The sequence below is a fragment of the Delftia sp. UME58 genome, assembly GCF_014170385.1.
GTDB lineage: Bacteria > Pseudomonadota > Gammaproteobacteria > Burkholderiales > Burkholderiaceae_C > Comamonas > Comamonas acidovorans.
The window spans coordinates 40621-53995 of sequence record NZ_LZZV01000114.1; the positions used below are offsets into that span (position 1 = coordinate 40621).

14 protein-coding genes are annotated in these 13375 nt (G+C 67.4%); 5 read left to right on the forward strand and 9 right to left on the reverse strand.

Annotation, left to right across the window (positions count from 1 at the left end):
• Positions 1–11 precede the first annotated feature (11 nt).
• The 5 genes from A9976_RS29595 to A9976_RS29615 form a co-directional block, all read right to left on the reverse strand.
• The gene (locus tag A9976_RS29595) at positions 12–1034 is read right to left on the reverse strand and encodes a GGDEF domain-containing protein (RefSeq protein WP_183021927.1); all 1023 of its coding nucleotides are present in this window, start codon (positions 1032–1034) and stop codon (positions 12–14) included.
• Positions 1035–1068: 34 nt separating this feature from the next.
• Positions 1069–1848 (reverse strand): tRNA (guanosine(46)-N7)-methyltransferase TrmB, encoded by a 780-nt coding sequence (trmB, locus tag A9976_RS29600; RefSeq protein ID WP_183022060.1) that lies wholly within the window; start codon positions 1846–1848, stop codon positions 1069–1071.
• Positions 1849–1888: 40 nt separating this feature from the next.
• Positions 1889–2827, reverse strand: a complete 939-nt coding sequence (gluQRS, locus tag A9976_RS29605; protein ID WP_183021928.1) for a tRNA glutamyl-Q(34) synthetase GluQRS — start codon at positions 2825–2827, stop codon at positions 1889–1891.
• 55 nt (positions 2828–2882) lie between these two features.
• The gene (locus tag A9976_RS29610) at positions 2883–4010 is read right to left on the reverse strand and encodes an NAD(P)/FAD-dependent oxidoreductase (protein ID WP_183021929.1); all 1128 of its coding nucleotides are present in this window, start codon (positions 4008–4010) and stop codon (positions 2883–2885) included.
• Positions 4011–4144: 134 nt separating this feature from the next.
• Entirely contained in the window at positions 4145–5083 is a 939-nt protein-coding gene (locus tag A9976_RS29615) for a LysR family transcriptional regulator (RefSeq protein ID WP_183021930.1), read from the reverse strand.
• A 134-nt stretch (positions 5084–5217) separates the two neighbouring features.
• On the opposite strand from A9976_RS29615, the gene A9976_RS29620 reads away from it, so the two are divergent.
• From A9976_RS29620 to A9976_RS29630, 3 genes are all read left to right on the forward strand, one after another.
• Positions 5218–5919 carry a pirin family protein gene (locus A9976_RS29620; RefSeq protein ID WP_183021931.1) on the forward strand — a complete coding sequence of 234 codons (702 nt, stop codon included), beginning with the start codon at positions 5218–5220 and terminating at the stop codon, positions 5917–5919.
• Between the two features lie 40 nt (positions 5920–5959).
• Positions 5960–6367, forward strand: a complete 408-nt coding sequence (locus A9976_RS29625; protein ID WP_012205870.1) for a DoxX family protein — start codon at positions 5960–5962, stop codon at positions 6365–6367.
• A gap of 160 nt (positions 6368–6527) precedes the next feature.
• Positions 6528–7082 carry a flavodoxin family protein gene (locus A9976_RS29630; protein ID WP_043796746.1) on the forward strand — a complete coding sequence of 185 codons (555 nt, stop codon included), beginning with the start codon at positions 6528–6530 and terminating at the stop codon, positions 7080–7082.
• Here the strand turns inward: A9976_RS29630 and A9976_RS29635 are convergent.
• The 4 genes from A9976_RS29635 to A9976_RS29650 form a co-directional block, all read right to left on the reverse strand.
• The gene (locus A9976_RS29635) at positions 7079–7870 is read right to left on the reverse strand and encodes a sulfurtransferase (RefSeq protein WP_183021932.1); all 792 of its coding nucleotides are present in this window, start codon (positions 7868–7870) and stop codon (positions 7079–7081) included. The genes A9976_RS29630 and A9976_RS29635 overlap by 4 nt on opposite strands.
• 80 nt (positions 7871–7950) lie before the next feature.
• A complete protein-coding gene (locus A9976_RS29640) occupies positions 7951–8820 on the reverse strand; it encodes a MinD/ParA family protein (RefSeq protein ID WP_096916463.1) in 870 nt (289 codons plus the stop codon).
• Positions 8807–9670 carry a GGDEF domain-containing protein gene (locus A9976_RS29645; RefSeq protein ID WP_013802174.1) on the reverse strand — a complete coding sequence of 288 codons (864 nt, stop codon included), beginning with the start codon at positions 9668–9670 and terminating at the stop codon, positions 8807–8809. Before A9976_RS29645 ends, A9976_RS29640 begins: the two co-directional genes overlap by 14 nt.
• Positions 9621–11366, reverse strand: coding sequence for a SulP family inorganic anion transporter (locus A9976_RS29650; RefSeq protein ID WP_183021933.1), 1746 nt, complete (start codon positions 11364–11366; stop codon positions 9621–9623). Before A9976_RS29650 ends, A9976_RS29645 begins: the two co-directional genes overlap by 50 nt.
• Before the next feature lie 150 nt (positions 11367–11516).
• Here A9976_RS29650 and A9976_RS29655 point away from each other — a divergent pair, with 150 nt between their 5' ends.
• Positions 11517–11987 (forward strand): BON domain-containing protein, encoded by a 471-nt coding sequence (locus A9976_RS29655; protein ID WP_013802176.1) that lies wholly within the window; start codon positions 11517–11519, stop codon positions 11985–11987.
• A 100-nt stretch (positions 11988–12087) separates the two neighbouring features.
• Positions 12088–13317: a PLP-dependent transferase gene (locus tag A9976_RS29660; RefSeq protein WP_013802177.1), complete on the forward strand. Its 1230-nt coding sequence runs from the start codon at positions 12088–12090 to the stop codon at positions 13315–13317.
• Positions 13318–13375 lie beyond the last annotated feature (58 nt).

Genomic DNA, 13375 nt, shown 5'->3' on the forward strand with positions numbered 1-13375 from the left:
CCAGGACCGGCTCAGAACAGCTCGATGTCGTTGCTGTTCACCTGGGGCGCCAGCAGCCCCTGGGTGATCAGATCCCCGTAGTACCAGGTCTGGTTGCGGCCATGTTCCTTGGCGTGGTAGAGCGCCTGGTCCGCCTGGCCCAGCACCTCCACGGGCGCGCCCGTGCCCATGGCGGCAAAGCCCGTGCTCACGGTGATGCGGCCGACCTGGGGGAACTCGTAGCTCTCCACGTCGTGGCGCAGGCGCTCCAGCGCCTTGCGTGCATTGGCCAGGCTGACCGAGCGCAGCAGCACCACGAATTCCTCGCCGCCGAAGCGGAATACGCGGTCCTTGGCGTCGAAGCAGCTGCGCAGGATGTTGGCGACCAGGATCAGCACCTCGTCGCCATACAGGTGGCCAAAGCGGTCGTTGATGCGCTTGAAATGGTCGATGTCGATGGCGGCCAGCCACTGGCCGGGAACGTCTTCCGTGGCCACTCCCGGCATGGCCATCGGCGGCTCCTGCAGCGACAGGCGCAGGAACTGCTCGTCGAAGGTCTTGCGGTTGAGCAGGCCGGTCAGCGCATCGCGTTCGCTGTAGTCCAGCAGGCTCTGGTAGTTGTGATAGACGCCGAAGATGCCCTGTATCACATCGAGCCGGCTGGGCGAGAAGGCCGTGGACTGCGTGATCTCCAGGCAGTGGTAGGCCGTCTCCTGCCGCCACAGCGGAAGCCACAGCACGTGCTGGCCATCGGGCTGCACGGCCGAGGCGATCAGGGCGCGCTGCTGCAGCGCCTGCTGCAGCGCGGGCATGGATGCCAGCTCCACGCTTTGCGGGTCATACAAGGCCTCGGCATCGGTGGACATGACCTGATCGCCCTGGCTCCAGGTGCGTGCACGCACGCAGTGCCTGCCGTCGGGCATGGCGAACAGCTCCAGCGCCCGCACCTGCACCACGCCATTGAGCTTGAACAGGGTGGACAGCACCGAGATTTCCAATCGCAGATGGTCCCTGTGGGCCGTCATCTCGACCAGATTCTGTAGCAATGGCTGCATGCGAGGCCTTGTATTGGAGGAGGGCGCGACCGGCTCAGCGGCGCTCAAACACCAGATCCCATACACCGTGGCCCAGGCGGATGCCACGGTTCTCGAACTTGGTCAGCGGCCGGTAGTCGGGCTTGGCGGCATAGCCTTCGGCCGTGTTGGCCAGCAGAGGCTCCGCGCCCAGCACTTCCAGCATCTGCACCGCATAGGGCTCCCAGTCGGTGGCGCAGTGGATGTAGCCGCCGGGACGCAGCCGGCGCGCCAGCTTGGCCACCAGAGGCTCCTGGATCAGGCGGCGCTTGTTGTGCTTTTTCTTGTGCCAGGGATCGGGGAAGAAGATGTGTATGCCGTCCAGGCTGGCCTCGGGCAGCATGTTGTCTATGACCTCGACGGCATCGTGCTGCAGGATGCGGATGTTGGAGATGTCCTGCTCGCCAATGCGCTTGAGCAGGGCGCCCACGCCGGGCTCGTGTACCTCGCAGCACAGGAAGTTGTCATCGGGGCGCACGCGCGCAATGTGCGCCGTGGCCTCGCCCATGCCGAAGCCGATCTCCAGGATCAGAGGGCCCTGGCGGCCATAGGTGGCCGCTGCGTCCAGCGGCGCGGCCTGGTAGTTCAGCACAAAGCGCGGGCCCAGCTCCTCGAAGGCCTTGGCCTGGCCGGTCGTTGTGCGGCCTGCGCGGCGCACATAGCTCTTGATGGTCTTGGGATGGGCCACGCCCTCGGGCGGCTGGCTGGTACGGGCGGCCGCAGGTGCGGAGGGGGAGGATGAATCGTGCGGCGTACCTGGGGCAGCGGACATGGTGTTCGGGGTATCGCCGTCCATGGACTGCTCGGCGTGGGGGGAAGAAATTGGGTTCACGGGCTCAATTGTATGTATGGCGCCAGCCCCGGACCCAGAACTGCAGTGCTTCGCCCAATGCGGCCTGGGGAGAAGGCTGGGGCAGCCCCAGGTGGGCGGCTGCGGTGCGCAGCGCGGCCACAGGGGAGCTCAGGTCCAGTGCAGGGGCGCCGTGCTGCTTGGAAAGCTTTTCGCCGTCGGGCATGAGCACCAGCGGCGTGTGCAGGTACTGCGGGTGACCCATGCCCAGGGCGCGCTGCAGCAGCATCTGGCGGGGCGTATTGTCGGCGAGGTCGGCGCCGCGCACCACATGGGTGATGCCCTGCAGGCCGTCATCGACGACCACGGCCAGCTGGTAGGCCCACAGGCCGTCGGCCCGGCGCAGGACAAAGTCGCCCACGCCGTGGATCACATCCTGCTGCTGGGCGCCCAAGCGGCGGTCCTGCCAGTGCAGCACGGGGTCGTGGCGGGTGAAGCGGTCCAGCGCAAAGCGCCAGGCCCGGGCGCTCTTGCCGTGCAGGCCGTCGCGGCAGGTGCCGGGGTAGGGCCGCTCCACATGGCGCTCATGGGTCCAGCCCAGGTTTTCCCAGGCTGCCTCGACGTCCTTGCGCGTGCAGCCGCAGGGATAGGCCAGGCCGCGGGCCTTGAGCCGCTCCAGTGCGCTTTCGTAGACGTTGTGGCGGCGGGACTGCCAGACGGGCTCCTCGTCCGGCAGCAGGCCGCAGCTGGCAAGCTGCTTCAGGATGGCGGTGTCGGCACCGGGCTGGCAGCGCGGAGGGTCTATGTCCTCGATGCGCACCAGCCAGCGGCCGCCATGGGCGCGCGCATCCAGCCAGCTGGCCAGCGCCGCCACCAGAGAGCCTGCATGCAGCAGGCCCGTGGGTGAGGGGGCAAAGCGGCCGACATATGGTGGCGTGGCAGGTGCGCTGCCGGTTTCGGCGGATTCAGGGGCGGCGGGAATCATCGGGGCCGGATGTTAAGGCCTTGCGCCGCCCCTTGCCATGACCTGGTGGGCGGGTTCAGTCTGCAACCAACGCCAGGGCCATTTCCAGTCCCGAGACAAAGGCATCCTCCACGCGGCGGCCAATGCACCAGTCGCCGCAAAGGCCCAGGCCGGCATCCTTGTTGCGCAAATGGCTGCGGCCCAGCGGCGACAGGGTCTGGGCATGGGGCCAGAGGTAGACGCTGGCATGGCGGGCAGGGATGCGGATGCGCGTGATCTCGCCAAAGGCCTTCTGCATCTTGGCCAGCACGCGCGGAGCGTCGTCGGCGCGGTGCTCCTGCGACCATTGGGGGCTGGCCAGCACGGTCCAGCGCTCGCTTTGGGAGCGGCCCGGCTTGGAGGATTCACGTGCTACCCAGATCGCGCGCTCATGCGTGGTGCGGGCTGCATTCCACTGCGGCCCCAGGGTGGACAGTCCGGCCTCTGTGGCCATGGGGTAGGACAGTGTCAGCGTCCAGCAGGGCGCCATTTCCACGGCCGCCATGCCCTGCACCAGCGACAGGGCCAGGGGCGTGGTCTGCAGCAGCTGGCGTGCCTGTGGAGCGGGCAGGGCGAGTATCACTTCATCGAAGCCTGCGCGGATCTGCGTGGTCGGCTCGGTCGTCTCCACATGCAGGCTCCAGCCCCGCGGGCCGGGCTGGCGCTCGAGCTTGGTCACGCGCTGGCCCAGGTGCAGGCGGTCGGCATCCCAAAGCGGCGCGGCCCAGGCCAGGGGCAGGGCCTGCATATCGGGCGTGGCCACCCAATGGGCTTCGGTGGGTGCGGGCGCGGCGCTGGACTGGCGGCCCTGCGCGTCCAGCACGCGCAGCGTGCTCACGCTCCAGGGGCGGCACAGGCCGGGCACGGTCTGCAGGGCCAGCTCGAAGCGCTTGTCGCGCACGGTGAAATACTGCGCGCCGATGTCGAAGGCGCCATGCGCGGCGTTGACGGAGCGCATGCGCCCGCCCACCTGGGGCAGCCGCTCGTAGACATGGACATCGTGGCCGGCCTGCATCAGCGTGCGTGCGCAGGCCAGGCCCGCCATGCCGGCGCCAATCACGGCAATGCGGCGTGCGCCGGCCTTGGGGCGCGCCTTGGAGGCTTCGGGGGGCTTGGTGGCCTTTTTCTTGACCGTGGACTTGGAGGCGGCGCGGGAAGCGTTCATGGAGCAGACCTTTGCGGGCAGTGGCAGATTCCGGGAAGCATGTCCGTTCCGGCCTGTTGCACCGCTGCGGCGGAACAGGCCGGGACCTGTAACCACTCTACACCCGCTCGGACCGCCCGACGGCGTGCGCCAGCTCAATGTCGGTGATGATTTTCCATGAGAGCGCGGCGCGTGGCGGGGCTCTCCAGCTGCTGCAGCCACCACTGCAGCGCACGTGGCGGGACCTGCTGCGGCGGGCAGGACCAGGCGTAGTGCATGCGCACATTGCGCGAGGGGCGGGCGACCTGGCGCGTCACCAGCAGGCCGGCCTGCACATACACATCGGCCATGAAATGGGGCAGGAAGCCGCAGCCTATGCCGCGCACCTGGGCCTCGATCTTGGCCTGCATGGAGTCCACGGTGAAGATGTCCTGGCCGCTGAGCAGGCCCATGCTGGCGCTGTCGCGCAGGCCTGAATCGGCCACGGCGATGATGCGGTGCTGCAGCAGCGTCGCGTCCGTGATGGGCTCGGGCGCCGTGGCCAGCGGATGGTGGGGCGCCACGGCAAAGACGAAGTCCAGCTCGCCCAGCTCGCAGGCCTGCAGGCCCGCCACGTTGCTGGAGTTGACGGCCACGCCGATGGCCAGGTCGGCGCGGCCCGAGGTCAGCGTCTCCAGCGTGCCGGTGAGGATGCCGTCGCGCAGCTTCAGCCGCGTGGGCGGCTGCATGGCGTAGAAGGCCTCGACCAGCTCCAGCATCGGCGTGCGCGCCACGGCGCCATCGACCACGATGGTCAGGTGCGGCTCCCAGCCCGTGGCCACGCGGCGCACGCGGTGGGCCACGGTGTCGATCTCATGCAGCAGCCGGGCGCCCTCGCGCAGCAGCTCCCGGCCGGCCTCGGTGGGCTGGGCGTGGCGCGAGCGGCGGTCGAACAGCAGCACGTCCAGCGCATCCTCGATCTGGCGCACACGGTAGGTCAGGGCACTGGGCACCAGGCCCAGCTGGCGTGCAGCGGCGGCAAAGCTGCCGGCCTCGGCAATGGCCTGGAGCATGGCCAGGCTGTCGGGAGTGAGCACGTCGCGGGGGCTGGGCATGGGGCGTTATGGCTTCAAAAGCTTTGAATGATGCCATCAATCCTGCTGCGCCTTGCCTGCGGCAGCGGCTTCTACAGTGGAGCCATCGACGCAAGAATTTCGAAGACCTGACACGTTGGAAAGGGACAAAAAACATGATCGCCCTGCGCAAATCCCGGGAACGCGGCCATGCCGACCACGGCTGGCTGCGCTCGCATCACAGCTTCTCGTTCGCGGGCTACCACGATCCGCGCCACATGGGCTTTGGCAACCTGCGCGTGATCAACGAGGACCACATCGCCCCGGGCACGGGCTTCGGCTCCCATGGCCACAAGGACATGGAGATCATCAGCTACGTGCTCGAAGGCCGGCTCTCGCACAAGGACAGCATGGGCAACGAGCAGACCATCTCGCCCGGCGAGGTGCAGCGCATGAGCGCCGGCTCGGGCGTGGTCCACAGCGAGCACAACCATGCGCCGGGCCAGACCACGCATTTCCTGCAGATCTGGCTGCTGCCCAGCGAGACGGGCATTGCGCCCGGCTATGCGCAAAAAGCCTTTGCCGACGAGGAAAAGCGCGGCCGTCTGCGCCTGGTGGCCTCGCCCGATGGCGCCCAGGGTTCGGTCAGCGTCCATGCCGATGCCCGGCTCTACGCCGGCCTGTTCGACGCGGATGAGCAGGCCGAGCTGGAACTGCCTGCCGGCCGCAAGACCTATGTGCACCTGGTGCGCGGCGCGCTGAGCGTCAATGGGCAACGGCTGACAACGGGCGATGCGGCCCTTGTGGAGAATGAACCGCGACTGCGCCTGCACGACGGGGAGCAGTCCGAGGTCCTGGTGTTCGATCTGCAAGCCTGAGAGCGCAGCACGCGCTGAAGATTCACGAGGAGTACCCATCATGTTGAACCGTCTGAGCAACCCGCTGGCGCTGGCCGGCCGCATTCTGATCGCGCTGATGTTCGTGCCCGCGGGCTTTCAGAAAATCGGAGGCTTCGCCGGGACCGTGGGCTATGCCGCATCGGTCGGCATGCCCATGCCGCAGATCGGCGTGGCCATTGCCCTGGTGGTGGAGATCGTCGGCGGCCTGGCCTTGCTGCTGGGCTGGTGCACGCGCTGGGCGGCCCTGGTGCTGGCGTTCTTCACGCTGGTGGCCAGCTTCTTCTTTCACACCTACTGGAGCGTGCCGGCCGACGCGGCCATGATGCAGCAGTTGCTGTTCTGGAAGAACATCGCCGTGACTGGCGGCCTGCTGGGCTTTGCAGCCCACGGTGCCGGCGGCTGGAGCGTGGATGCGCGCCGCCATTGAGAGGGTGGGGCAGCGTTGGCCATGCCCTGATTTTTGTTAGGCTACTGCCTTGAGTGGGCCCCGCAGCAGCGCTGCGGGGCCCTTTGGCGTGGATGGATTGATGAATGCGGCGCTGGCTGGCCTGTGGCTGCGCAGGGCGTCCGAGGATTGGATTTCTTGTATGGCAGATATCGTGGTGGTCTACCACTCGGGTTACGGACACACCCAGCGCATGGCCCAGGCCGTGGCCGACGGCGCAGGCGCACGCATGCTGTCGATCGACAGCGATGGCCAGCTGCCTGCGGGTGGCTGGGAGTTGCTGGCGGCGGCAGACGCCATCGTCTTTGGATCGCCCACCTACATGGGCGGGCCCAGCTGGCAATTCAAGCGCTTTGCCGATGCCTCGTCCAAGCCGTGGTTCGTGCAGGCCTGGAAGGACAAGCTGTTCGCCGGCTTCACCAACAGCGCCAGCGTCAACGGCAACAAGCAGACCACGCTGGACTACCTGTTCCAGCTGGCCATGCAGCATGGCGGCCTGTGGGTGGGCAGCGGCATGCTGCCGTCCAACGCGCGCGCCGCGCAGCGCAATGACCTCAACTGGATAGGCGCCTTCAGCGGTGCCATGGCGCAATCGGCCTCGGATGCGTCGGCCGCCGAGATGCTGCCGGGCGACCTGGAGACGGCGCGCGTGTTCGGCGAGCGCGTGGCGCAGCAGGCGCTGCGACTGAAGGCCTAAGCCTTGCCTGGCGGGCTTGTCGGCTGTATCGGCTCCAGCGGCTTTGCCGCAGCCAGGGGCGTGATGGCCAGGTCTGCGCCCACGGCCCGGCGCTCGTCAAAGACGAAGCAGCCGCCGTCATAGAAGGCGCCGTCGGTTTCCTCGAAGTACTTGAGGATGCCGCCTTCCAGCTGGTAGACATGCTCCAGGCCCTCGTCCCGCATCAGGATGGCGGCCTTCTCGCAGCGTATGCCGCCCGTGCAGTAGCTGACCACGGTCTTGTCGGCCAGATCGGCCTTGTGGGCGCGCAGCGCGGGCGGGAACTCGGTGAACTTGGTGATGCGCCAGTCGATGGTGTCCTTGAAGGCGCCGGCATCGACCTCGAAGTCGTTGCGCGTGTCCAGCGTCACCACCTCGCGGCCCTCGTCATCGTGGCCCTGTTCCAGCCAGCGGCGCAGCGTGGCGGGGCTGACCGATGGCGCGCGGCCCTCTGCCGGGCGGATGGTGGGGTGGTCCATGCGGATGATCTCGCGCTTGACCTTGACCAGCATCTTGCGAAACGGCACGGTGTCTGACCAGCTTTCCTTGGGGGCCAGGTCGGCAAAGCGCTCGTCGGCGCGCAACTGGCCAACGAAGCTGTGCACCGCCTGTGCGGGGCCGGCCAGGAAGAAGTTGATGCCTTCCTCGGCCAGGAGGATGGTGCCCTTGAGCGCCAGGGCCTGGGCGCGCTCGGCCAGGGTGTCGCGCAGCGCCGCTGCATCGGGCAGTGGCGTGAACTTGTAGCAGGAAATATTGAGGATGTCGGACACGGGCAGGCAGGCGGGTGCGGCACAGGCCGCGGGTTGGATCGGGGCGCCCCTTGCCGGGCGCCCGGCGAGGGGCGGCCCTATCAGCCGCCCGACACCAGCAGGGCCTTGATTTTATTGGCCAGCTGGGCCACTGCCAGCGAAGCCGGTGCACCGGGCATGGACTGCAGCAGCAACTGGCGGCGCATCACGGCCTCGCGCACGGCCGGGTCGGAGGGAATGTCGCCCAGGTGCGTGAGTCGCAATGGCTCGCCGGAGGCCGTGCTGACAAAGCGGTTGAGCACCTGCTGCAGCTGGCCCGTGATGGCGCGGCCATCTCCGGGGCGTGCCGCCTGGTTGATGGCCAGGCGGATCTGCTGGCGCTTTTGCTGGATGGCCAGCACCTTGATGGCCGCATAGGCATCGGTCAGCGAGGTGGGCTCGGGGGTGGCGATGACCAGCACCTCGGTAGCCATGGACACGGAGAACAGCACCACGTCCGAGATGCCTGCGCCGGTGTCCAGTAGCACGATGTCGTAGCGCGGGGCCAGTGTCTCGATGGTGTGCGTGAACTGCTGGCGGATCTCGGGCGTGAGCCGCGAGTACTCGATCATCCCGGAGCCGGCCAGCAGCACCGAGTAGCCGCCGGGCGCGGGCAGGATGGCTTCCTCCAGCGAGGAACGGCCGGTGAATACATCGTGCAGCGTGACCTTGGGGTAGAGGTTGAGCACCACATCCAGGTTGGCCAGACCCAGGTCGGCGTCAAGCACCAGGACCTTGAGGCCATGGCGTGTCAGCGCTGCGGCCAGATTGGCCGAAACGAAGGTCTTGCCCACGCCGCCCTTGCCGCTGGTCACGGCGATGATGTGTCCGCGCGGCTTGGCGCGCACGGCATCGCTCATCGGAACGGCAGCGGGCAGGGAGGGGTGGGGAATGGCGTTGTCGCTTACCACCTGGCTATCAGCGGAGTCCATCTTCGGGGTCCACATCGGTTGCAATATCTGGATTCAGCCCATTGTCAAACGGGGACGGGGCATACAAAGGTCCGAAAAGCAGGCTTTTTTCCTCCGCGCTTACCGTACTGTCAGGTTGTTCTTCAATGTGCACGCGGTTGCGGCCGGCAGACTTGGCCAGATACAACTGTTTGTCGGCACGCTCGGTCCACAAGGTTGTGGTGCTGCGTATCCACTGCAGCGCATAGGCGCCGCCGATGCTGATGGTGATCTGCAGTGTCAGCGTGGGTGAGATGACGACCGGCATGCGCTCGATGGCGCTGCGTATGCGTTCGGCCACGGAGACGCCGAAGGTCGCAGGGCAGGCGGGCAGCACGATGGCGAATTCCTCTCCTCCGTAGCGGGCCAGCGTGTCCATGGGGCGCACGCAATTGGTCAGGGTACGGGCCACCGACTGCAGAACCCGGTCGCCCACGATATGGCCGTGCTGGTCGTTGATCTGCTTGAAATGGTCGATGTCCAGCATCAGCATCAGGGCCGCTTCGCCAGACCGCGCCACGCGGTCGATCTCGCGCTCGGCAATGGTGCGGAAATGGCGGCGGTTGGCCAGCCCCGTGAGCGGGTCGCGCAGCGACAGCGAGCACAGTTCATCGATCAGCGCCTGCAGATATCGCGTCGGCGAATCCGTGGGCAGATGGACCGCCCCACCAGCGTGGGTAACCAGCGCGTGGGCTGTGGCCAGGCGCAGGTCGCGCAGGTATACGGATTGGTGGGATGCGGGGGCAGTCACGGAGGGCTGAATGAAAAGCCAGTGAAGTGTATCAGTGTGTAGGCTCGATTGTCGCCGCGCCGGCATCGACTTTTGCACCATCGGTGGTAACAGATGTTGTTCCTGGTGCAGGCACGAACGGCGGCAGGGCAAGGGAGGCGAGGAATTCCGCATCGGTGCGGTACAGCCGCAGGTGCGGTCCGCGGTGCAGGGCGCCCGCCCGCAGCAGCACCTGCTCGGCCGGCAGCTTCAGGCCCACCACATGCAGCACGCCGCTGCGCTTGGCCGCCAGCAGTTGCAGGCGCACGAAGGTTTCCACGCCCGTCACGTCGATGCGGTTGATGGGCTGGGCCAGCAGGCACAGATGGTGTGTCTCCGGGCGCAGCGCCCATTCGTCACCGATGCGGCGCTCCAGGGCCGAGGCCGAGCCGAAGTCCAGCTCGGCATCCATGCGCAGGGCCAGCAGGCCCGGCGCCAGTGGCGGCAGTTGCCAGAGGTTGCGGTCGCGCAGGCTGCCGTCGGGATGCTGGCCCACCTCGATGATGCGCGGATGCAGGCGCTGGTAGAGGAAGTAGCCCAGGCTCAGCACAATGCCCGCGAACACGCCCCAGTACATGCGCGGCGCCGTGACGATGGTCAGCAGCAGCGTGGCCAGCGCAATGCTGCCCTCCACGCGCGACACCTTGAACAACTGCAGCAGCACGCGCGGCTTGACCAGGTTGACCACGGCCGTGATCACGATGGCCGCCAGCGCCGCCTTGGGCACGTGGTACAGCGCCGGGATGAACCACAGCACCACGATGACCACCAGCAGGATGGAGAATACGTTGGACCAGCCTGTCTTGGCTCCGGCCAGCAGGTTCACGGCCGAGCGCGAGAACGAGGCGCTGGTGGCAAAGCTGCCGAACAGGCCCGCACTGATCTTGGACAGGCCCTGGGCGACCAGGTCCTGGTTCTCGTTCCAGCGCGTGCCGGCCTGCTGGTGCTCCACCTGGGCGCTGGAGGCCGTCTCCAGGAAGCTCACCAGCGAGATCACCAGCACCGGCATCACCAGGGCGCCGAACTCGTCCCAGCTCAGCAATCCCGGCAATTGGAAGCTGGGCAGGCCTGCCGGCAGGTGGCCGACCACGGCGCCACCGTCATCGGCAAAGTCCGTGGCCCAGCTGATCACGCCGGTCAGCGCAATGATGAAGATGGCCGAGGGAAAGGCCGCGCGCCAGCGCTTGGCCAGCACCAGCAGCGCAATGCTGGCAATGCCGTAGAGGATGGACTGCCAGTCGAAAAGCTGCAGCGAAGGCGTGTTCCAGACCGCGCTCCAGGTCGAGCGCAGTCCCAGCAGGGTGGGCAACTGCGAGGCCAGGATCAGCAGCGCTGCGGCCTGTGTGAAACCCGTGAGCACGGGCGAGGTCACCAGATTGAGCAGCCAGCCGGCACGCATCAGGCCCAGCGACCACTGCACCAGGCCCGAAAGAATCGCCATCCAGGCGGCCAGGGCCACCCAGTGCGCGGAGCCGGGTTCGGCCAGGCCCGTGAGGGAGGCTCCGATCAACAGGGCACTCAAGGCGGTGGGCCCCACACCCAGCCGCGGCGAGCCGCTGAACATCACGGCCACCAGGGCAGGGACGATGGAGGCGTAAATGCCGGTGATCAACGGCATGCCGGCAAGCGCCGCATAGGCCACGCCCTGGGGCAGAAGCATCAGACCAACGGTGAGACCTGCCCAGAACTCCCCGCGCAGCACGGCTGCCGAAGGTCTGGGCCATGCCAGGAAGGGAAACCAGCGCGCCAGGGAATGCATGGCCGCTATTGTCATGCTAACTGGATGGTGCCGGGATGTTCGGGCTTGTCCTACAGGCGCTTGCGTCGGCGTCGTATGGGTTTGTCCCAGGGCCATAAATAAAGTCGAGGCCTGTGTTGACCGCCTCACAACTATTCAAGGAGTAACCGCATGACTTTCATCACCCAACGCTGCTGCCACATCCTCGCCGTGTCCGCCCTGGCCTTCGGCCTCGCCGCATGCGGCAAGACCGAAGACACTGCCGGCCAGAAGCTCGACTCCGCCGTCCAGCAGTCCCAGCAGGCCGCGCAAAGCGCAGGCCAGAAGATCGACAACGCCATGAGCAGCGCCGGCACCAAGATCGAGGAAGGCGCGATGAAGGCCGAAACGGCCACCAACAACGCCATGAGCCAGGCAGGCGCCGCGCTCGACGATGCAGGCATCACCGCCCAGATCAAGGCCGACCTGATCAAGGAACCCGATATCTCCGCCCTCAAGATCGACGTGGACACCAAGGCCGGCGCCGTCACGCTGACCGGCTCGGTGCCCAGCGATGCGCTCAAGATGCGCGCCGGCGACATTGCCAAGGCCGTCAAGGGCGTGAACAACGTCAGCAACATGCTGGAGATCAAGGCCAGCTGATCGCAGCCACCGGCTTTGCTCCCCCAATGAAAACCAGGCGCTCTGTCCGCCTGGTTTTTTTATGCCTGAACGCCGTGGCCCAGCGCATAAGATGCGCTGCATGAGCACACCCGACCTGCAGATCAGCACCCATCTCATCCACCATCCCTACCAGCCGCCCGAAGGCTTTGTCGCGCCGCAGCCGCCGGTGCACAAGGCCTCGACGGTGATCTTCGAGAACGTGGCGGCCATGCGCCGCCGCCAGTGGCTGGACAAGAGCAGCTACACCTACGGCCTGCACGGCACGCCCACCACCTTCTTGCTGGAAGAGCGCCTGAGTGCGCTGGAAGGCGGCCTGCAGTGCCTGCTGGTGCCCAGCGGCCTGGCGGCCATCGCCACCACCTCCCTGGCCCTGCTGCGCACCGGCGACGAGATGCTGCTGCCCGACAACGCCTACGGTCCCAACAAGACCCTGAGCGAGGGCGAGCTGGCCCATTTCGGCGTGCGCCACCAGTGCTACGACGCCATGGATGTTGCCGACCTCGAAGCCAAAATCACGCCCAAGACGCGGCTGGTCTGGCTGGAGGCGCCGGGCTCGGTGACCATGGAGTTCCCTGACCTCATCGCCATGGTGCGCCTGTGCCGCGCGCGCGGCATCACCACCGTGCTGGACAACACCTGGGGCGCGGGCCTGGCCTTCAATCCCTTCGACCTGCTGGGCGACGGCTCGCACAGTCTGGGCGTGGACGCCACCGTCCATGCGCTCACCAAGTACCCCAGCGGCGGCGGCGATGTGCTCATGGGCAGCATCATCACGCGCGACCAGGCGCTGCACATGCGCATCAAGCTGGCCCATATGCGCCTGGGCCTGGGCGTGGGCGGCAACGACACCGAGGCCGTGCTGCGATCGCTGCCCAGCATCGCACTGCGCTACCACGCACAGGACCGCGCCGCGCGCGAGCTGGCGCGCTGGCTGCAGCAGCAGCCGGCCGTGGTCCAGGTGCTGCATCCCGCGCTCGAGGGCGCTCCGGGCCACGAGAACTGGAAGGCCCTGTGCGGCGCAGCCGGCGGCGGTGAGGGCGTGGCGGCCGGCCTGTTCAGCGTGGTCATCGACCCGCGCCACGGCCAACAGGCCGTGGACCGCTTCTGCGACAGCCTGCGCCTGTTCAAGATCGGCTACAGCTGGGGCGGCCCCATCAGCCTGGTCGTGCCCTATGAGCTGCCGTCCATGCGCAGCTGCCCCACGCCCCAGCTGCGCAGCGGCACCGTGGTGCGCTTTGCCATCGGCCTGGAGGCCGTGCAGGACCTGCGTGCCGACCTGGAGCAGGCCCTGGCCGCCGCGTTCGCATAGTTGAGTGCCAGGCGCCGGTGACATGCGCCTGTCACCGGCAGCACCGATGCTCGTTGGC

Bases quoted from the DNA above. Each gene is read 5' to 3' on its own strand.
- A9976_RS29645 (WP_013802174.1), bottom strand. From the start codon at position 9,670: ATGGTGCAAAAGTCGATGCCGGCGCGGCGACAATCGAGCCTACACACT.
- A9976_RS29615 (WP_183021930.1), bottom strand. From the start codon at position 5,083: ATGCCCAGCCCCCGCGACGTGCTCACTCCCGACAGCCTGGCCATGCTC.
- trmB (WP_183022060.1), bottom strand. From the start codon at position 1,848: ATGGACGGCGATACCCCGAACACCATGTCCGCTGCCCCAGGTACGCCG.
- A9976_RS29630 (WP_043796746.1), top strand. From the start codon at position 6,528: ATGGCAGATATCGTGGTGGTCTACCACTCGGGTTACGGACACACCCAG.
- A9976_RS29595 (WP_183021927.1), bottom strand. From the start codon at position 1,034: ATGCAGCCATTGCTACAGAATCTGGTCGAGATGACGGCCCACAGGGAC.
- A9976_RS29625 (WP_012205870.1), top strand. From the start codon at position 5,960: ATGTTGAACCGTCTGAGCAACCCGCTGGCGCTGGCCGGCCGCATTCTG.
- gluQRS (WP_183021928.1), bottom strand. From the start codon at position 2,827: ATGATTCCCGCCGCCCCTGAATCCGCCGAAACCGGCAGCGCACCTGCC.
- A9976_RS29655 (WP_013802176.1), top strand. From the start codon at position 11,517: ATGACTTTCATCACCCAACGCTGCTGCCACATCCTCGCCGTGTCCGCC.
- A9976_RS29620 (WP_183021931.1), top strand. From the start codon at position 5,218: ATGATCGCCCTGCGCAAATCCCGGGAACGCGGCCATGCCGACCACGGC.
- A9976_RS29650 (WP_183021933.1), bottom strand. From the start codon at position 11,366: ATGCATTCCCTGGCGCGCTGGTTTCCCTTCCTGGCATGGCCCAGACCT.
- A9976_RS29610 (WP_183021929.1), bottom strand. From the start codon at position 4,010: ATGAACGCTTCCCGCGCCGCCTCCAAGTCCACGGTCAAGAAAAAGGCC.
- A9976_RS29660 (WP_013802177.1), top strand. From the start codon at position 12,088: ATGAGCACACCCGACCTGCAGATCAGCACCCATCTCATCCACCATCCC.
- A9976_RS29640 (WP_096916463.1), bottom strand. From the start codon at position 8,820: ATGGACTCCGCTGATAGCCAGGTGGTAAGCGACAACGCCATTCCCCAC.